At 44.1% G+C, this 19,591-nt stretch carries 22 protein-coding genes; 4 read left to right on the top strand and 18 right to left on the bottom strand.

Going from position 1 to position 19,591, the window contains the following annotated elements; translation table 11 throughout:
• Positions 1-45: 45 nt before the first annotated feature.
• Together guaA and guaB are read right to left on the bottom strand one after the other, a co-directional pair.
• Entirely contained in the window at positions 46-1,623 is a 1,578-nt protein-coding gene (gene guaA / locus QWZ13_RS10105) for a glutamine-hydrolyzing GMP synthase (RefSeq protein ID WP_215999339.1), read from the bottom strand.
• 87 nt (positions 1,624-1,710) lie between these two features.
• A complete protein-coding gene (guaB, locus tag QWZ13_RS10100; protein WP_215999338.1) occupies positions 1,711-3,180 on the bottom strand; it encodes an IMP dehydrogenase in 1,470 nt (489 codons plus the stop codon).
• Between the two features lie 23 nt (positions 3,181-3,203).
• Between guaB and QWZ13_RS10095 the strand changes: the two genes are divergently transcribed.
• Entirely contained in the window at positions 3,204-3,383 is a 180-nt protein-coding gene (locus QWZ13_RS10095) for a hypothetical protein (RefSeq protein ID WP_290281660.1), read from the top strand.
• Entirely contained in the window at positions 3,364-4,704 is a 1,341-nt protein-coding gene (gene xseA / locus QWZ13_RS10090) for an exodeoxyribonuclease VII large subunit (RefSeq protein WP_290281659.1), read from the top strand. The genes QWZ13_RS10095 and xseA overlap by 20 nt, the downstream gene beginning before the upstream one ends.
• 50 nt (positions 4,705-4,754) lie before the next feature.
• Here xseA and der read toward each other — a convergent pair whose 3' ends face one another.
• The 3 genes from der to QWZ13_RS10075 form a co-directional block, all read right to left on the bottom strand.
• Positions 4,755-6,146 (bottom strand): ribosome biogenesis GTPase Der, encoded by a 1,392-nt coding sequence (gene der, locus QWZ13_RS10085; protein WP_215999336.1) that lies wholly within the window; start codon positions 6,144-6,146, stop codon positions 4,755-4,757.
• Positions 6,147-6,241: 95 nt separating this feature from the next.
• Positions 6,242-7,393, bottom strand: coding sequence for an outer membrane protein assembly factor BamB (locus tag QWZ13_RS10080; RefSeq protein ID WP_290281658.1), 1,152 nt, complete (start codon positions 7,391-7,393; stop codon positions 6,242-6,244).
• Complete coding sequence (locus QWZ13_RS10075; protein WP_290281657.1) at positions 7,393-8,025, bottom strand: YfgM family protein; 633 nt, start codon at positions 8,023-8,025, stop codon at positions 7,393-7,395. The genes QWZ13_RS10080 and QWZ13_RS10075 overlap by 1 nt, the downstream gene beginning before the upstream one ends.
• Between QWZ13_RS10075 and QWZ13_RS10070 the strand changes: the two genes are divergently transcribed.
• Positions 8,008-8,172, top strand: a complete 165-nt coding sequence (locus QWZ13_RS10070; RefSeq protein WP_290281656.1) for a hypothetical protein — start codon at positions 8,008-8,010, stop codon at positions 8,170-8,172. The two genes, QWZ13_RS10075 and QWZ13_RS10070, sit on opposite strands and share 18 nt — an antisense overlap.
• Here the strand turns inward: QWZ13_RS10070 and hisS are convergent.
• The 5 genes from hisS to ndk form a co-directional block, all read right to left on the bottom strand.
• A complete protein-coding gene (gene hisS / locus QWZ13_RS10065; protein WP_435407403.1) occupies positions 8,140-9,390 on the bottom strand; it encodes a histidine--tRNA ligase in 1,251 nt (416 codons plus the stop codon). The two genes, QWZ13_RS10070 and hisS, sit on opposite strands and share 33 nt — an antisense overlap.
• A 40-nt stretch (positions 9,391-9,430) precedes the next feature.
• Positions 9,431-10,546, bottom strand: coding sequence for a flavodoxin-dependent (E)-4-hydroxy-3-methylbut-2-enyl-diphosphate synthase (gene ispG / locus QWZ13_RS10060; RefSeq protein WP_215999333.1), 1,116 nt, complete (start codon positions 10,544-10,546; stop codon positions 9,431-9,433).
• A 12-nt stretch (positions 10,547-10,558) separates the two neighbouring features.
• Positions 10,559-11,335, bottom strand: coding sequence for a tetratricopeptide repeat protein (locus QWZ13_RS10055; RefSeq protein ID WP_290281654.1), 777 nt, complete (start codon positions 11,333-11,335; stop codon positions 10,559-10,561).
• On the bottom strand, positions 11,332-12,492 hold the full coding sequence (gene rlmN / locus QWZ13_RS10050) for a dual-specificity RNA methyltransferase RlmN (protein ID WP_215999331.1): 1,161 nt from the start codon (positions 12,490-12,492) through the stop codon (positions 11,332-11,334). Before rlmN ends, QWZ13_RS10055 begins: the two co-directional genes overlap by 4 nt.
• A gap of 142 nt (positions 12,493-12,634) precedes the next feature.
• On the bottom strand, positions 12,635-13,060 hold the full coding sequence (gene ndk, locus QWZ13_RS10045) for a nucleoside-diphosphate kinase (RefSeq protein ID WP_215999330.1): 426 nt from the start codon (positions 13,058-13,060) through the stop codon (positions 12,635-12,637).
• 27 nt (positions 13,061-13,087) lie between these two features.
• Here ndk and QWZ13_RS10040 point away from each other — a divergent pair, with 27 nt between their 5' ends.
• Positions 13,088-13,216: a hypothetical protein gene (locus QWZ13_RS10040; RefSeq protein ID WP_290281653.1), complete on the top strand. Its 129-nt coding sequence runs from the start codon at positions 13,088-13,090 to the stop codon at positions 13,214-13,216.
• On the opposite strand, the gene QWZ13_RS10035 is transcribed toward QWZ13_RS10040, so the two are convergent.
• From QWZ13_RS10035 to sufC, 8 genes are read right to left on the bottom strand one after another with little or no spacing between them, the layout of a single operon-like run.
• The gene (locus QWZ13_RS10035) at positions 13,213-13,338 is read right to left on the bottom strand and encodes a hypothetical protein (protein WP_290281652.1); all 126 of its coding nucleotides are present in this window, start codon (positions 13,336-13,338) and stop codon (positions 13,213-13,215) included. The genes QWZ13_RS10040 and QWZ13_RS10035 overlap by 4 nt on opposite strands.
• Positions 13,313-14,869 carry a putative bifunctional diguanylate cyclase/phosphodiesterase gene (locus QWZ13_RS10030; protein ID WP_290281651.1) on the bottom strand — a complete coding sequence of 519 codons (1,557 nt, stop codon included), beginning with the start codon at positions 14,867-14,869 and terminating at the stop codon, positions 13,313-13,315. Before QWZ13_RS10030 ends, QWZ13_RS10035 begins: the two co-directional genes overlap by 26 nt.
• Before the next feature lie 28 nt (positions 14,870-14,897).
• Positions 14,898-15,320, bottom strand: coding sequence for a SufE family protein (locus QWZ13_RS10025; protein ID WP_215999328.1), 423 nt, complete (start codon positions 15,318-15,320; stop codon positions 14,898-14,900).
• Between the two features lie 23 nt (positions 15,321-15,343).
• Entirely contained in the window at positions 15,344-15,871 is a 528-nt protein-coding gene (gene sufT / locus QWZ13_RS10020; RefSeq protein WP_215999327.1) for a putative Fe-S cluster assembly protein SufT, read from the bottom strand.
• Complete coding sequence (locus QWZ13_RS10015) at positions 15,871-16,263, bottom strand: HesB/IscA family protein (RefSeq protein WP_290281650.1); 393 nt, start codon at positions 16,261-16,263, stop codon at positions 15,871-15,873. The genes sufT and QWZ13_RS10015 overlap by 1 nt, the downstream gene beginning before the upstream one ends.
• Before the next feature lie 48 nt (positions 16,264-16,311).
• Positions 16,312-17,529: an aminotransferase class V-fold PLP-dependent enzyme gene (locus QWZ13_RS10010; protein ID WP_290281649.1), complete on the bottom strand. Its 1,218-nt coding sequence runs from the start codon at positions 17,527-17,529 to the stop codon at positions 16,312-16,314.
• Positions 17,526-18,803, bottom strand: a complete 1,278-nt coding sequence (gene sufD / locus QWZ13_RS10005; protein WP_290281648.1) for a Fe-S cluster assembly protein SufD — start codon at positions 18,801-18,803, stop codon at positions 17,526-17,528. Before sufD ends, QWZ13_RS10010 begins: the two co-directional genes overlap by 4 nt.
• Positions 18,804-19,553 (bottom strand): Fe-S cluster assembly ATPase SufC, encoded by a 750-nt coding sequence (gene sufC, locus QWZ13_RS10000; protein ID WP_215999323.1) that lies wholly within the window; start codon positions 19,551-19,553, stop codon positions 18,804-18,806.
• Positions 19,554-19,591: the final 38 nt, after the last annotated feature.

Raw genomic sequence — 19,591 nt, 5'->3', positions numbered from 1 at the left:
CTACAAGTCTTTATGCAGGCCCTGGGCATTAAACAATGAAGATCGTTATTCCCATTCAATGGTTGCAGGCGGCTTCCCGGAGATATCATAAACCACGCGTGACACGCCTTTAATCTCGTTAATGATTCGATTACTGACTCGGCCTAATAATTCATAAGGAAGGTGCGCCCAATGTGCCGTCATAAAGTCGACTGTCTCAACCGCTCTAATTCCAATCACCCACTCATAACGACGTGCATCTCCGACAACCCCGACCGATTTCACTGGCATAAATACAGCAAAGGCCTGAGAAGTTTTATGGTACCAATCGGCTTTATGCAACTCTTCCATGAAAATAGCATCCGCCAATCGAAGAATATCAGCGTACTCTTCTTTTACCTCGCCTAAAATACGAACCCCTAGGCCAGGCCCTGGGAACGGATGACGATAAACCATATCGTAAGGTAAGCCCAACTCTAACCCAATTTTGCGAACTTCGTCTTTGAATAACTCACGCAAGGGTTCAACCAAATCCATTTTCATATCATCGGGTAAACCGCCCACATTATGGTGCGACTTAATAACATGCGCTTTCCCGGTTTTAGAGGCAGCCGATTCAATAACATCAGGGTAAATAGTACCCTGTGCCAAAAAGTCTACATCTTTAATTTTGCTGGCTTCTTCATCAAATACACTGATAAATTCACGACCAATGATTTTACGTTTTGCCTCTGGATCAGATTCACCTTTTAACGCATTTAAAAAACGCGATTGAGCATTGGCTCTAATAACCTTCACGCCCATGTTATCGGCAAAAAGCTTCATGACTTGGTCGCCTTCATTGAGTCGAAGCAAACCATTATCTACAAACACACAGGTTAATTGATCGCCTATGGCCTTGTGCAACAAAGCCGCAACCACTGAAGAATCGACGCCACCAGAAAGACCCAGCAATACCTTTCGGTCGCCCACTTGCTGTCGAACTGTTTCTATTTGATCTTCAATAATATTCGCTGGAGTCCACAATGCATCGCAATCGGCCAAGGTACGCACAAAACGCTCAAGAATTTCTAATCCTTGCAACGTATGCGTAACTTCTGGATGAAATTGAACGCCATAAAATTGCTTTTCATCATTTGCCATCGCGGCTATCGGGCAACTAGGCGTCGATGCCATTAATTCAAATCCTTCAGGCATCACAGAAACTTTATCTCCGTGACTCATCCAAACATCTAAGAACGAATCACCCAAGGTTTCGCGATCTTTAAGATCGGCTAACAATTTGCCAGCGGGCTCTACCTTAACTTCAGCGTATCCAAATTCTTGCTCGTTAGAAGTGCTTACTGCACCACCAAGTTGCTCAGCCATGGTTTGCATGCCGTAGCATATCCCCAATACCGGCAACCCTAAGTTAAAAACAATTTCTGGAGCGCGTGGGCTGTCAGCCGCGCCGACAGACTCTGGTCCACCTGATAAGATAATACCTTTAGGCGCGAACGCTTTAATGTCTTCATCGGACATATCATAAGCACGAATTTCACAAAATACGCCTAGTTCACGTACACGGCGTGCTATCAGCTGCGTGTATTGCGAACCGAAATCCAAAATCAGTATTTTGTGCTGATGAATATTAACCTGGCTCATAACCTAACCTTTTAATAGAGGGCTAAATAATTAACCGCGCCATTTCAGCGCGGTATTTATTGATAAGAATAACTATAGATGATGCACTTAACCCATGCGGTAATTAGGTGCTTCTTTTGTAACCTGAATATCGTGAACATGCGATTCCGTCATGCCAGCACCTGTAATTTGAACAAACTCAGGCTTCGTTCTCATCTCTTCGATTGTTTTACAGCCCGTGTAGCCCATCGATGCTCGCAAACCACCCATCATTTGGTGTATCACTGATGAGATAGGCCCTTTAACGGCTATACGCCCTTCTACACCTTCTGGTACCAGTTTTTCTACGCCGCTTTCGACTGTCTGAAAGTATCGATCGCTTGAACCTTGAGATTGAGACATCGCTCCCATTGAACCCATTCCACGATAGCTCTTATAAGCTCGCCCTTGGAACAATTCGACTTCACCGGGTGATTCATCGGTACCTGCAAACATACCACCCGCCATAATTGACGATGCTCCGGCAACGATCGCCTTTGAAATATCGCCTGAGTAACGGATGCCGCCGTCGGCTATAAGAGGCACATCATAAGATTCTAGTGCCGCGGATACATTTGCAATGGCGCTGATTTGAGGAACCCCTACGCCAGCAACGATTCGAGTAGTGCAGATTGAGCCAGGACCAATTCCTACTTTAACGCCATCGGCGCCTGCCTCGACAAGTGCAATGGCGGCATCAGCCGTGGCGATGTTTCCACCAATAACGTCTACCTGTGGGAAGTTCTCTTTAACCCAACGTACCCGATCAATAACGCCTTTACTGTGTCCATGGGCTGTATCAACAATAACGACATCAACCCCAGCATTCACGAGAGCTTCAACCCGGTCGGCTGTGTCTGCACCCGTGCCAACGGCAGCGCCGCAACGCAGTCGGCCAAATTCATCTTTACTGGCAAGTGGGTAAGATTTAGCTTTATTGATATCTTTAACGGTCATCATACCCGTTAATTTAAAGGCATCATCTACCACCAAAACTTTTTCGATTCGATGCTCATGCAACAGCTCACGAACTTTTTCTTGGCTCTCACCTTCTTTTACAGTCACCAGCTTATCTTTGCCCGTCATAATACTGGAAACTACAGCATCCAAATTCTTCTCGAATCGCACGTCACGGCTCGTAACGATACCAACAAGATCATCACCAGACGTTACCGGCACACCCGAGAAGCTGTGTTCAGATATCAATGCAAGCAATTCTCGAATGGTTGCATTTGGCGAAATAGTAACTGGATCGCGGACAACACCTGATTCAAATTTTTTCACTAAGCGCACTTGGTGTGCTTGTTGTTCAGGCGTCATATTCTTATGAATAATACCGATACCGCCTTCTTGCGCCATGGCAATGGCCAGACGAGCTTCGGTTACCGTATCCATCGCGGCCGAAACCAATGGCATATTCAACGAAATGTTGCGGCTTAAACGTGTTTTTAGTGAGACTTCTTTTGGTAGGACTTCTGAATAGCCAGGGACAAGTAATACATCATCGTAGGTTAAAGCGGTTTGGGCAATGCGCAACATCTTTAGTTTCCCTCAAAGGTGGAGTGGAACAGTTGGGATTCAGAAAGATCTCTGAATCAAGTTGGCGGCGCATTATAACTATTTTTGGCAAAACGCAAAGTTTTATGGCACTATTATGTACTTCTATACCGTGCCTTTTCGCGGGTCAAATAAAACCAACACCTACAAACCTGACATCTTGCTATGAGCCAGTACCAACCTAGCGCACCACTCACGGTTTTTGCCCTCAACCGTCAAGTTAAACAATTGCTCGAAAGCCAATACCCAATGGTTCCTGTCCAAGGTGAAATATCAACTCTGAGCAAGCCAGCATCGGGACATATTTATTTCACACTAAAAGACAGCCAGGCCCAAATTCGCTGCGCTATGTTTAAAGGTTCGTTGGCGAAAAACACTTACAAGCCGAAAGTTGGTGATGAAGTGCTAGTGTACGGGCGCTTAAGCCTCTATGAAGGCCGAGGTGATTACCAGCTCATCGTAAGCTCTATGCAACCCCGTGGTGAAGGGGCTTTGCAAGCCGCATTTTTCCAATTAAAGGAAAAGCTCAGCCAAGAAGGCCTATTTGATGAAACAAATAAACAGCCATTACCTAAGGCCATCAAAACTGTAGGCTTAGTGACTTCGTCTACGGGTGCCGCCCTTCATGATGTTATTAGTGTTTTAAAGCGCAGATACCCCCTCATTGAGTTGGTGCTTTACCCTTCTCAGGTACAAGGTAAAGAAGCCACGGCGACGATCGTTGAAGCCATTGCAACGGCGAATCGACGCAATGAGGTCGATGTTCTAATTGTTGGCCGAGGCGGAGGTTCATTAGAAGACTTATGGTGCTTTAATACTGAAGCGGTTGCTCGTGCCATCTACCAATCGTCGTTACCGATAATTTCCGCGGTTGGGCATGAAGTGGACACCTCGATTTCAGATTTTGTGGCCGATGTTCGTGCCGCAACGCCCTCCCAGGCTGCTGAACTAGTGAGCCCTGACCAGTATGAACTGATTCAACGATTTGATGCGATCGATGTTCGCTTAAAACAATTAATGCCAATGATCATTAACCACCACAAATCTTCTTTGGATCATATAAAGAAGCGGCTGCGCAGCCCTCTAAACATAGTGTTAGAGTGGCGCAAATCATTGGTCAAGCTTTCGAGTCAGAATACCAAAGCAGCTGTTTCTGTTATTACTCAAAAGTCTGAGCGTTTAACGGCATTAGAAAAACGCTTGCACCGTGCCAGCCCAATGGTGCAAATTGCCTCAGATCAAAAACAATTAAAGCAGACCACCTTAAGACTTAACAAAGCCATTCAAGCCAGTCTTCAACCAAAACAAGCCCGTTTTGCCGAAGCCATCGCTAAACTCAATGTACTTTCACCTCTCTCAACATTGGAACGCGGCTACTCTATTACCCTCGCAAACAACCACGTAGTGACCAATGCCAAGCAATTAAACATAGGCGATACGCTGGAAACTCGATTACAAAATGGCATTGTTCATTCTACCGTATCTAACACAACCGACCGCTCTTAATCTGATAGGCATAAAAAAAGCACCTAATTAGAGGTGCTTTTTTAATACGCTTATTTGCTGTAACGGCCTTTTTTCTTGCGCTCTTTATCGGTCCGTTTAATTGCGCGACGACCTTTCGCTTCGTCATCGTAAGGGTTATCCCCTACTTTGAATTCGAATCGTATTGGTGTGCCTCTAACTTTAAGCGCTTTTCGGAAAGCATTTTCTAAGTAGCGCTTATAACTGCCAGGTAACTTATCGAGCTTATTGCCGTGAATAACAACAACAGGTGGGTTTGAACCGCCTTGGTGGGCATAGCGCAGTTTAATACGGCGTCCGCCAATCATCGGCGGTTGATGCATTTCTACAACACCTTGCATAATGTTGGTGAGCTGGTTAGTACTCCATTTTGATCGCGCACCACTGTAAGCCGTATCAATAGATTCGTACAGATGACCAACGTTGGTGCCATGCTTTGCCGAAATAAAGTGCATATCGGCCCAGTCCATAAAAGGCATTTTACGATCAATGGCTTCTTTTACTTGGTCTTTCATGTATGGATCTAAGCCATCCCATTTGTTGATCGCTATAACCATCGCACGTCCAGAATCAAGGGCAAAACCTAACATATGCATATCTTGATCGACTAACCCAGTTTGTGCATCTACCACCAGCACTACCACGTTAGCGTCTTGAATTGCCTGCAAGGTCTTCACAATCGAAAATTTCTCAACGGCCTCTTTAATGTTTTTCCGGCGACGCACACCCGCTGTATCGATGATGGTGTACTTCTTTTCAAAGCGCTCAAATGGAATATAAATAGAATCCATGGTGGTGCCTGGCTGATCGTACACAACGACTCTATCTTCCCCGAGCATTCTGTTCACTAATGTAGATTTTCCTACATTAGGTCGACCGATGATCGCCATTCGGATGGAGTCATCGGTCATTGGGTCAATGCGTTCTTCGTCATCAGGGAACGCTTCTAAAACGCTCTCCAGCAGCGATAACACGCCTCTATTGTGCGTGGCCGCGATAGGAATCGGTTCGCCTAACCCCATTTCGTGGAAGTCTGCCATGGCAACATCGGGGTCACGACCATCGGTTTTATTAACAACCAACCAAATTTTCTTATTTTGCTTACGCAAATGTTCCGCTAAAAAGGCATCTGCGCCGGTTAAGCCAGTAACACCATCTACTAGAAACAAAACCGCATCGGCTTCGTCAATAGCCGCAAAGCTTTGTTCGGCCATGGCGGCATCTAAGCCTTCTTCAAAGCCACTGACGCCACCGGTGTCAATTACAATAAATGGGCGGTCTTCTAACTTTCCATCACCGTATTTGCGGTCACGGGTCAATCCGGAAAAGTCGGCGACTAATGCGTCTCTTGAACGAGTGAAACGATTAAACAGTGTCGATTTTCCAACGTTGGGGCGACCAACTAATGCAATTACAGGTGTCATCTTTTTGAACAGTCTCAGTGGAAGTAAATATAGGCTAACTTTAGTTGAAGATTTGAATCAAGCAATAAATGACGGAGAGAACCCTCCGTCATGAACTAGGGGATTGTAACGTATTTTATGCGGCTACTGTAGCCCTGCAAGAGAACTCCATCGTTAAAACGTACAGGAAAACTATTTGAACCTTGCCAATCGATGTGACGAGAACCCAGCCATTGACCCGTTTTCTTATCAAGCACGTGTAAGTAGCCTTCTATATCGGACATAACCAGATACTGACCAAGCACTACAACCTCACTTACTTGTCGATATTCAAAATCATGGTTCACCCAAGCCTCAGCCAAGGTGTTTGTCTCTAAGGCAACGATGTGGCTGTTATCTAGCACTCCGAATACTAATGGGCCATCAATGGCGACACCACGGTAAGAGGAAAAAGGCTTATTAGCAATCATTTGTCCATTTTCTGGGTTTATGATGACGAGCCCACCTTGATACCCTGTCACGACTATCAAGCCATCGATTATAGCGACGGTCGAATCCACATCGACCAAACGGCTCATTTCTGTCTTTCCGCTGGCTTTTGCAATTCTATATTCCCAAGCAAGATTACCGGTGAGCGTTTCTATCGCAATAAACTTACCGTTTGCCAACCCTGTTGCTAATATTTCACCTTGAGCTGTGGGTACTAAAATCGGCTGAGCCGTTCCTGTCAAAGTTAGCGACGGTTCGGCGTCTTGATAACTCCAAAGTAAGCGCCCAGTTAAACGCTCTAATGCGGTAACACGGCCATCAATTGTTTGGATAAATACTCGATCGCCTGAAAACACCGCCGAGCGAGTTGCAATGGCTTTTAAGGGTGTTTTCCAAAGCAAACTGAATTCTTTATCAAAGGCGCTTACATTGCCTTTTAAATCTAAGGCAATGCTAAAGTCTTCACTCATAGCAATGGGTGCGCTAATAGGCACACCTACATTAATGCGCTTAAGCTCTTTACCTTGCTCATTCAGCTCAACGATTTCACCATTGGCTAACGGTACGAACACATGGTTATTAAAAACCGTTGGTGCTAATTTACCAAAGCGATCATCTGCCGTCTCATCACCTAAAACCTGCCACCACTGCACCTCAACATCTACTTCGCTGGGTAATGTTTCTGGCAAGACTGCGGCTTGCTCTTTAATAGAACTCGAAGAGCAAGAAGCAAATAACGCGACAAAGCCGACCGCGATAAAAAGTTGAAGGACTTTCATTACTCAGCAACAGCCAAATCATTTAATTTTACGGCTAAGTAAGGGTTGTTAATGCCTTGATCTGAGCTCAAATCGACAGCTGATTGATAAGCATCGCGAGCGGCACTTTCATTGCCTTGAGCTAGGTATATATCGCCTTTAAGCTCAAAGGTAAGTGCTTGGTGCCCTTCCCCAGTTATAGCATCTAATGTAGCCAATGCCGCGTCGAGTTCACCCATACCAAATTGCACCAATGCTTTACGATACAAAATAACACCATGAAGAGACTCGTCAGCGTGATCGTAGGCAAACTCTAAACTACTAAGCGCCGCGCTATATTCTTTGGCTTCGACTGAATCTTTAGCTTCGAACAGCGCTGCCATAACAGCATAACCTAAATCGGCATAGTCTGTTTTAAGCGCACTTATCATACTGGCGCGCTCGTCTAAGTCTGCCTCAGATGCTGAGACATTCACCAATAAGCGGTCATATAAACGAGATGCTTCTTCTTTATGGTTTAGCTGATCCACTTGGTACCAATTCCAGCCTGCGAATGCAAAAATAAACACTAATACACTGGCAATAACCCAATTCGCATTGGCGCTCCACCAGGCTTTAATCGCTTCTATTTGTTCTTGATCGGTATCGTACACGCTTCTACTCCATTTCACCGAGTTTATCGGTTATTAGCTATCTTTATGCGTAAGCCAGCCATGCTGACTTACATTATTATGTTTGATCTTGTGGTAAAAATTCAAAGACCGCGATTATATACTGAACTTAGCGAAGATTTCAGCTAAATCCGACCAAGCGGCTGTCTCTTGCTGCATATCGCCACGCAAATCTTTTACTTGAACAATTTTTTGATTGGCTTCGTCATCACCGAGAATCAGAGCGATTTGTGCGCCCGATTTATCGGCTTTTTTCATTTGACTTTTAAAACTGCCACCACCGCAATTCATTTGTAACCGTGGTTTACTTGGCAATGAACGGACCGACTCAGCCAATTCAAATGCCGATAATTGCGCTTGTTCACCTGCAACCACCATAAAAACATCCACAGTATTGTAAATAGAGTCTGGTACAACGTTTAAGGTTTCAAGCAACAACAATAAACGCTCAACGCCCATAGCAAAACCAGAACCAGGCGTTGGCTTACCGCCGAGCAAAGGAATTAAGCCATCGTAACGACCACCGCCGCAAACGGTTCCTTGCGCACCAAGAGCATCGGTCATCCACTCAAACACTGTCTTTGTGTAATAGTCTAACCCTCGAACCAAGCGTGGATTCACAACGTAATCAACGCCAGCGGCATCGAGAAGTTTCCGCAATTGATCGAAATGTTCAACCGATTCTTCATCGATGTAATCTTTAAATTGCGGTGCACCATCGAGCAAGGCTTGGGTTGATTTAGACTTGCTGTCTAAAATTCGCATCGGGTTTACATACAAACGACGCTGACTGTCTTCATCGAGCTTATCTTTTACGCCTTCTAAATAATCAACCAAGGCTTTGCGATAGCGCGCTCTGGCTTCGCTACTGCCCAACGTATTTAGGTGAAGCGTTAACGAATCAGAAATACCAAGCTTTTTGAATAATCGATGCGTCATGACAATCAATTCTGCATCAATGTCAGGGCTGGCTATGCCAAAAGTTTCTGCACCTATTTGAAAGAACTGACGGTAGCGGCCTTTCTGAGGTCGTTCATAACGAAACATGGGTCCTTGATACCAAAGACGCTGAATTTGATTGTGCGTGAGCCCATGTTGCAATGCGGCACGCACGCAACCAGCGGTTCCTTCTGGACGCAAGGTTAAACTGTCTTCGTTACGATCTAAAAAGGTATACATTTCCTTTTCGACCACATCGGTGTGCTCACCCACACCACGTGCAAACAGCTCTGTGCTTTCTACGATCGGCATGCGCATTTCGCGATAGCTGTATTGATCTAAAACAGACTTTACTTGAGATTCTAAATACTGCCAAAGTGGACTTTCACTTGGCAAAACATCATTCATGCCTCGCAACGATTGCAAACCAGACAATGGAGACTCCTTACTATTTTTTGGCAATTATACTGTCTTCGAGCGCTTGTTTTTCAGCAACTTTTTGACGAATTAATGATTCGAAATGATCAACTAAGGAGTCATTCGTGATTTTGTGATCGGGCTTACCATTTAAATAAATTAGGTTTGGCGTACCACCGGTAACACCGACATCGACTTCTTTGGCTTCTCCTGGACCATTGACTACACAACCAATAACGGCCACGTCTACAGGCGTCAAGACATCTTCTAAGCGAGATTCCAGCTCATTCATCGTACCAATCACATCAAAATTTTGACGTGAACAGCTAGGGCATGCAATGAAATTAATGCCTTTATTACGTAAACGTAAGCTGCGTAAAATATCGAAACCTACTTTAATCTCTTCGACTGGATCAGCTGCGAGTGAAACTCTTAAGGTATCACCGATTCCATCCATCAGTAGCATGCCTAAACCGACCGCTGATTTCACGGTTCCGCTTCTTAGTCCACCGGCTTCGGTAATGCCTAAATGTAAAGGCTGCTCAATTTGATTGGCGATTTGCCTATAAGCCGCAACCGTCATAAACACATCAGACGCTTTAAGGCTTAGTTTAAAATCAGGAAAGTTTAATCGATCCAAAATATCGATATGTCGCATGGCCGATTCAACCAATGCTTCTGGCGTAGGTTCGCCGTATTTTTTCTGTAGATCTTTTTCTAACGATCCAGCATTTACACCAATACGGATTGGGATATTTTTATCTCGGGCTGCGGCTATCACCTCTCGAACACGATCTTCACGACCAATATTCCCAGGGTTAATGCGCAAACAATCGACACCTAACTCAGCAACACGCAACGCAATTTTATGATCGAAATGGATATCAGAAATTAACGGTACAGACACTTGTTGGCGTATTTTGCCAAAAGCTTCGGCTGCATCCATAGTGGGTACAGACACTCGAACGATGTCAGCACCCGCATCTTCGAGCGCCTTAATTTGGGCGACAGTTGCAGCAACATCGGTCGTTTCTGTATTGGTCATAGATTGTACAGCGATAGGCGCATCACCGCCAACAGGTACATCGCCTACCCAAATTTTCCGAGAAACTCGTCGTTTAATGGGACTCTCGTGTTGTTTATTCATGCCTATCCTTGTTTATTTCCAAGCGATGTATTCTTGATATTCTGGTGAATCCGCAAATTGATTTTTCATTTGCAATTCTAGAGAAGCGAAGCTGTCTTGATCATTTGTTGCACGCGCAAGCTGCAAGCCCAACCAAACCGTCGATGCGTTTTGGCGAGTAACTTTTGCACGCACAAGATCAACGAAACCTTTGTATTGAATAGCCCCTGTTACAAAATCTTCGCGCTCAAAATAAATTCGAGCCAAGGCGACATAGCTACTCGCCAACATTGGGTTTACCGCAATCGCACGGTGAAACATATTCAGCGCAACATCTTCTTTTTCTAACTGTTGAGCAACGAAGCCTTGTAACTCAAAAGTTTGCGCTCTGCGAACATAAACGGTGTTTTCTAGCACTTCATTAAACTGCTTGTAGGCACCTTTGTATTCACCTCGATTGTACAAGTAAGCACCGTACTGGAAGTGATACTCCGACTCTGGGTTATAACGAATGGCTTTTTTGAAGTGGCTTTCGGCCAGGTCAAATTCTAGTTCACGTTCATAAACACGAGCTAACCCTAGGTGCGCACCCGCCGATCTAGGGTTGATTTCAAGCGCCGTAATTAACGATTTCTTAGCGTTTTGGAAATCTTCTTTTTCAAAAAACCTATACCCAATTTGTACATGCGTCGCTTCGGCCTTCGCGAGGTCTTTCTTACCCTCAAAGGGTCCGGTTGAGGTAGTGACACAAGCCGACAAACCAATCACGGTGATTAATACTAGAATTTTTGTGATAGACGTTAGATTCATTTTGCAGTCCGATTAGTACGATTATTTGCAACGGTTGCAGCCGTGTGCCCAAGCTCAACGGCATCAATGAACCGTTCGGAACGCTTAGTTTTATCGGCTACTTGACCAATTAATTGCCCGCAGGCTGCATCAATATCGTCGCCACGGGTTTTACGTATCGTTACATTGTATCCAGCTTTGTGCAATATGTCCCTAAAGCGATGAATTCGATTATTGCTAGGGCGCTGGTAGCCAGAATTTGGAAACGGATTAAACGGAATAAGGTTAATTTTATTCGGCGTATCTTTTAATACTTCGGCCAGCTCTTGTGCATGTTCAGGGTGATCATTAACCTGATCAATTAACGTATATTCAATGGTGCAAACACGTTTATCGGGTAGGCGATCAAAGTAGGTATTCACTGCATTCAAAGTTTCTTTGATACCATACTTCTTATTAATTGGGACCAGCTCGTTTCGAAGCGCATCGTTAGGGGCATGCAGTGACAAGGCGAGAGAGACATCAGTTACTTTGGCTAGCTCATATATAGCGGGCACTACTCCGGAAGTACTTAGGGTAACCCGACGTTTAGATAAACCGTAGGCGTTGTCTTCCATCATAAGATTCATGGATTCTACGACGTTATCATAATTGAGTAATGGCTCACCCATACCCATCATGACTACATTGGTAACGTGTCGATCACGTTTTTTGCCAGGCTCATCCCAAGAGCGAGCCGCAACCCACAATTGACCAATAATTTCAGCGGAGCTTAGGTCACGGTTAAAGCCTTGCTTGCCCGTTGAACAAAACGAACAATCTAACGCACAACCAATTTGTGAGGAAACACATAAGGTTCCACGATCGCCCTCTGGAATATAAACGGTTTCAACGGCACTGCCACCAGGCATTTGCATTACCCACTTGCGAGTCCCGTCTTTAGAGTACTTTTTAAAGGTAACTTCAGGAGGAACAATTTCAGCGACTTCTTTGAGCTTATCACGAAGCGCCTTACTGACATCCGTCATATCATCGAAATTGTCTACCCCACGGTGATGGATCCATTTCAAGACTTGGACAGCACGAAAACGTTTTTCGCCCAATGTTTCCGTAAAAAAGGCTTGCATGGACTCTAACCCCATACCAAGCAAATTTACCTTTTTAACTGCATCTGTCATGAACTACCCTTTTTATCACTGTAAGACTTATATACCTGAAAACTTAAAAGGGAGACCAGTACTCTGGGCTCCCTTTTAACGGGCCGTCTATTCTATCGAAAAGTCGGCCAAACAACTGCGATTTTGTCGCTATTTTTTCAAATTAACGAGAAAAGATTTCGCTATCTTCGAAGAAATATGCAATTTCACGCGCTGCAGAAGCCGGAGCATCTGAACCATGAACAGCGTTAGCATCGATGCTTTCTGCGAAGTCATGACGCAAAGTGCCTGCAGCCGCTTCAGCTGGGTTAGTTGCACCCATGATTTCACGGTTTTTAACGATCGCGTTTTCGCCTTCTAAAACCTGAACAGTAACAGGACCAGACGTCATGAACTCAACAAGCGCAGCAAAGAAAGGACGCTCTTTATGCTCAGCATAAAAACCTTCTGCTTGCTCTTTAGACATATGAATCATTTTAGAAGCAACAATTTTTAAGTTTGCAGCTTCAAAACGAGCGTAAATTGCACCAATTGCATTTTTAGCAACGGCATCTGGCTTGATAATAGAAAAAGTACGTTCGATCGCCATTAGGCACTCTCCGAAAGTTAATAGTGTGTGGACGGCGGCGGATTATACGGGGTTAATGATTTGAATGAAAGGTTAAAAAGCGGTTTTGAGCTACAGGCTGTGGGCTGCATACAAAAGAAACAGGAATGGTTTTATCGGCTTAGTTTGAGCAATTAGTTTACCGAGTTAGACGGTGTATTAATGAGGGTCATTGATAGAAGTTGTTGGTAGTTTTTCAAACTCGTCGCTTGAAGCTCTAAGCCTAAAACACCCTCAAAGATTATCCCAGATTGACTCATCCAGCGAGGTGATTGAGTCTTTTGCTAAAAAGCGCATTTCCGCTTCTTTTGCGGAGAGCGGCTTCGAATAATAGAAGCCTTGAATGGAGTCAGCGCCTAATTCACGTAGCATATGGGCTTGCTGGGCGGTTTCTACGCCTTCTACAACAGTGACCATTTTAAGACCATGGGCAATTGAAATAATTGATTTGATCATATTGAGATCGGATTCACTGGTATGCATGCCATCAACAAAACATTTGTCAATTTTAAGTACATCAAAAGGCAAAGTATTTAGATAAGACAATGATGAATAGCCTGTACCAAAATCATCCAACGCTAATTTTACGCCGGCCGATTTTAATGCTTCAACTGTAGACATCACGTTATCTGAAGCCGACAAGAACAGCCCTTCTGTCACTTCTATTTGCAAGGCACTGGAAGCAATACCCGCCTGCTTGAGAATGGTTTTTACGGCGGGCAAAATAGATTCATCTTGGAATTGCCTTGGCGACACATTAACCGACATCAACAGAGCTTTACCGTACCGGCCCTGCCACTGCTGCAACTGCAATAAAGACTCTCGCATCACCCAAGTGCCTATTTCTGTTATTAGGCCAATCTGCTCAGCCACAGGAATAAACTCAGCCGGCGAAACCTCTCCCAATTCAGCATTATGCCAACGAATGAGAGCCTCAAACCCTTTAACGCTGCGGCTTTTCTCATCAACAATGACTTGATAAACAATTCTAAACTCTCCGCGTTGTAAGGCTCCTCGAAGATTTTGGTCGATTTTTAAACGCTCTTTCGCGACAAGATTCAGCGCCTGACTATAAAATGTATAACTTTTACGCCCATTGGCCTTGCTTTGAATAACGGCACGCTCAGCTTTTTGAATTAAATCATCGCCCTCAACCCCATCGTTCAAGCCGATAGATATACCAATACTGGTAGAAACGGTGAGTGAATGATCGACTATTTCAAAGGGTTGCGACATGCTATTTTGGATGCGCCTGGCCACCAACTCTGCAGCCATCGGGTCGGCAATTTCTTGCAAAATAACGATAAACTCATCACCACGGATGTAGCCGAGTAAGTCGTCTTTCTTTACAAGGCCTTTTAATCGGTGCCCAACAGAAACCAATAGCTGATTTCCTAGCTCATGCCCTAGTGCATCATTAATTTCTTTAAAGAAATCAAGATCTATATAAAGCACAGCGCATTTACTGTGGCGGGATTTAGAAACAGCCAATCGCTTAGTCAGGCGCTCTTTTATAAACGACAAGCTGTGCAGGCCTGTTAGCGCGTCTTGGTTTACCGATTGCCGAATGGAAGTTACTTCTGATCGAGTTTGAATTAATTCACTTTGAAGGGCGTTGTATTTGCGTTGATTCGCTTTATTCCACTGCCGTGCTAGCTCACCTACAACAAGGACAGGCAGTAGCATTAGCAATAACGTTATATCCTGTATGCCACTTAAATAGAAAACTGTAGCAACACCAAGCATTACGACTAAGTTTATGATGGTCAGTTTAAGGGGCGTTAACGTCACATATAACCTTTTTCAATAATTCAATATCTCAACAATTTTCAGCACAATCTCGTATACGCTGGACCATTGCTCGAAGCCCGTTACCACGGGTGGGGCTTAAATGCCGCTCTAGATCTAGCTGCCCGAAATAGCTGTCTACATCGAAGTTTAGGATTGATTCGGCTGTTTTTCCATTAAAAGCAGCTAAAACAACGGCTAAGAGCCCTTTTACTATATGGGCGTCTGAATCTACTTCAAAGAAAAAGCGGTCACCTTGCTTATTAGGAACTAGCCAAACCTGGCTTTGACAGCCTTTCACAATATAGTCTTCTACCTTATTCGCTTCATCTAACTTAGGCAACTCTTTACCTAAATCAATAATATATTTGTAGCGATCTTCCCAGCTATCAAAAAATGATAATGTCTCAATGATATCGTCAGCAGTGGTATCTACACCCAAAATCTGGCTCATTTAGCACCTTAAAGATTAATTTTTTAAAAAAACATTCCCGTTTCAAGTTGAGCTTCTTCGCTCATCCGATCTCGAGACCACGGCGGATCAAACACCAACTCAACAGATATTTCATTCACATTAGGCACTTTTGCCACTCGATATTTAACATCATCTACTAAAACGGGTCCCATTCCACAGCCAGGCGCTGTTAAGGTCATAGTTATACTGACCTTTTGATCTGAAACTGTGACATCGTACACCAACCCCAACGCCACAATACTGACCGGTATTTCAGGGTCAAACACCGTATCTAACACTTCCCAAATTTGGTCGGTTGATACCTCACCGTTTGCAGGTGCTTCAAATTCAAAAGTTTGAGGCTCAAACCCTAACGCGTCTGCGTCCGTACCATCAATCCTGGCCATATTACCATTATGCACCACTGTATAGTTGCCACCCAACGATTGAGTTAAAGTTACAAAGGTATCTGAAGGGATGGTAATAGGCGTTCCAACCGGTACTAGCCGAGCGTTGACTTCGCGCTGCGTTACAACCATGCGGCGTTCCATTAACTCTGACCCTCCACGACAAAACTCTCACCGCAACCGCATTCTGCTGTTACATTTGGGTTATTAAACTTCACCATTTCATTTAAACCGTCTCGCTTAAAATCTATTTCGGTACCTTGTAAAATGGCAATAGCGTCTTGTGCAATATAAAGCGGCCAAGGCGTATCTATTTCTACCTTAACATCGGTTTCATTTGCGTTTTGCACCAAATCGACTCGGTACATATACCCAGAGCATCCACTCTCTTCGATAAATAGCCGAACGCCTTGTGCCTCTGAATTCGCTAATTGTCGATCAAAGTGCGCCTTCGCCTTATCTGTCAAGGTGATTTTAGGGGCCGCTGTACTATTGGGATCAAAAGATTGAACAGTCATATTGAATCCTCCTTCCATTCAGAGCTGACCATACTCAGCCCTGAAATATAAAATGGTGAATGCGAATTAAAAAAACATTCGAATTTTTTCAATAGCATTAAACAATGCATCAACATCGTCTTTACTATTATACATAGCAAAACTCGCCCGAACCGTACCTTGAACACCCATACGTTCCATAATTGGCATGGCGCAATGACTGCCTGTACGAACAGCGACTCCTTGTTGATCTAACAAAGTACCGATATCGTTTGGGTGCGTACCTTCAATGACAAAGCTTAAAACACCAGCTCGATGACTAGCATCACCGACAAGTTTTAATCCATCAGTTTGCTTAGCTTTGCTGACGGCATAATTCAACACGGCTTCTTCATGCTTTAAAACGGCATCTCGATCAAGGCTATTAAGGTATTCAATAGCTGCACTTAAACCGATGGCTCCTGCTATGTTTGGGGTGCCGGGTTCAAATTTAAATGGCAGCGTGTTGTATGTTGTCTTTTCAAAAGTGACCGACTCGATCATTTCACCGCCACCCATAAAAGGTGTCATGCTATTGAGCAAATCTGCTTTCCCATACAAAACACCGATGCCCGTCGGGCCATAAAGTTTATGTCCAGAAAAGGCATAAAAATCACAATCAAGCGCTTGAACATCGATAGGCCAATGAGCAACCGCCTGAGCACCGTCTACTAGTACCTTCGCGCCAATCTTATGTGCTTTTTGAATAATATCAGCAACGGGGTTAACTGTTCCTAGCGCATTCGATACATGCCCCACTGAAACAAACTTAACTTTTTCCGTTAGGAGTGCGTCTAATTGATTTAAGTCTATGTCGCCTAAATCGGTTACCGGCATCGCTACCAGCTGCGCACCTGTTTTCTCACACACCATTTGCCAAGGAACAATATTAGCGTGGTGTTCCATGTAAGAAACCAACACTTGATCGCCCTGCTTCAGGTTTTGCAACCCCCAGCTAAATGCAACTAAGTTTACGGCTTCTGTTGTTCCTTTAGTCCAAATGATTTCACACGACTGCTCGGCATTTAGAAAAGTCTGAACGGTAGAACGGGCTTTTTCAAAACTTAACGTAGATCGATCACTCAGCGTATGAGCACCTCGATGTACGTTACTGTTGTCAGTTTTATAAAAATGCGTGATCGCGTCGATTACAGCATTAGGCTTTTGAGTCGTAGCGCCATTATCTAAATAAACCAAAGGCTTACCATTTACTTCTTGCGCTAAAATTGGAAAGTCAGCTTTTATCGCATCGACATCAAAACTCATACCAAGTGCCTCGTGAGCTCCGCTGACTTGCTTGCAAATACTTGCGCTAACAATGGGCGCAATAATAATTGCACTGGCTCATGAGGTAACGCATCTAAAAGCTCATTGATAAAACCGAAACTCAACATAACTTCAGCTTCTGCCTTAGAAATACCACGAGCTTGAAAGTAAAAAAGCTCCTTGTCATCTAACTGGGCAATCGTAGCACCGTGAGCGCACTTTACATCGTCTGCATAAATTTCAAGCTCAGGCTTTGTATAGATGGTTGCTTTGTCATTCAATAACAGGTTTCGGTTGTTTAATTCTGCCAACGATTTTTGCGCGTCTTTATGAATATGAATTCGACCATTAAAAACGGCCGTTGCAGAATCACCGATGATGCCACGAAAGACCTCTTGGCTCGTACAATGGGCAACTTCATGCTCTAAGATGGTGTGATAATCAATGTGCTCTTTACCTTTAGGTAAGTACACACCATTTAACGTGAGCTCACCGCCTTCGCCACAATGCCGAACAACGATGTCCTTTCGTTTCAATACACCGCCAACGGCCATATGAAATGAATACAGCTTAGCGCTGCGTTCTAAAACAGCCGCTACTCGCCCTATGTGCCGAATATCACCTTCTTCAAGCAATAAATGGTAATGCGTTAATTGCGCATTTTCATTTACATACAAGGTAGTGTTTGGATTCACAAATGCCGAACCTGAATCATGTGTAAATGTTTCAACAACCACTGCGTTAGAGGAGCGTTTGGCTTCAACCAGTACTTGGGTATTCACCATAACATGCTCGCCATGGCTCACAAAGTTTAAATGGATAGGCGAAGCAACCTGAGCATTTTCTTCAACAACAATCCAGTAACCTTCATCTAACTTGGCGGCATTAAGCGAATCAAAGATAAAATCGGTCTGTTGAGCCTGAACTTTCTCGATAAATTCCGCCGTTTGTGCTTCATCGCATTGCGATAATTTTTTAAGCACTATACCTTCCGGCAAAGTTGGCGTATCGACTAGCTGTCCATTTTCAATAGTCAGAGTCACTTCGTTAAAATCATCAAATGCTACACCGCTAGCTTTAGTGCTGCTGACAGCATTTGACCATGTAGCATCAAGTAACGATTTTAACGGCGTGTACTTCCAATGTTCGGTTTTTCGCGTTGGCAAAGGCTGCAGCGCAAATCGTTCACCGGCCGATTGCGACCAGCTTTTCGCATAGCTGTTGTCATTGGCAACTTGCGCGGCTGCGGCAGCGACGTTAAGTTGATTGCTCACTTATACTGTCTCCTTCTCGATCCAACCGTAGCCTTCTTTTTCGAGTTCAAGTGCTAGCTCTTTACCACCGGACTTAACAATCTTTCCATCGGCCAATACATGAACAAAATCAGGAACAATGTAATCAAGTAAACGCTGATAATGCGTCACCACGATAAAAGAACGATTAGGATCGCGCAGTTTATTGACACCATCAGCGACAACCTGCAGGGCATCAATATCTAAACCAGAATCGGTTTCATCTAAAATACATAAGGTTGGTTCAAGCAACATCATTTGCATTAATTCGTTACGCTTTTTCTCACCGCCAGAAAAGCCTTCATTCACGCCACGTTTTAAAAAGTCGGCTGGAAGGTCAACGGCCTTACTCTTTTCACGCGCCAACTTAATAAATTCAACCGAGCTATAAGGTTCTAACCCACGAGATTCTCGCACGGCATCTACCGATGCTTTTAAAAATTCCATGTTTGAAACGCCGGGAATTTCAACTGGGTATTGAAATGCTAAGAATACGCCTTTGCAAGCACGCTCATGTGCTTCGAAATCTAGAATATTTTCGCCTAAAAACTCAATACTTCCGCCGGTCACTTCATAACCTTCACGACCCGCCAACACATTACCTAAGGTACTTTTACCGGCACCGTTTGGCCCCATAATGGCATGCACTTCGCCTGGCTTAACTTCAATAGACAAGCCTTTAAGAATGTCTTTTTCTTCAACTTTGGCGGCTAAATTCTTAATACTTAACATCGACTATCAACCTTTTCACAATTCGTTTTAAATTCTTC

It is taken from the genome of Reinekea marina (assembly GCF_030409715.1).
Taxonomy (GTDB): Bacteria; Pseudomonadota; Gammaproteobacteria; order Pseudomonadales; family Natronospirillaceae; genus Reinekea; species Reinekea marina.
This window is presented reverse-complemented; position numbering and strand designations above follow the sequence as displayed.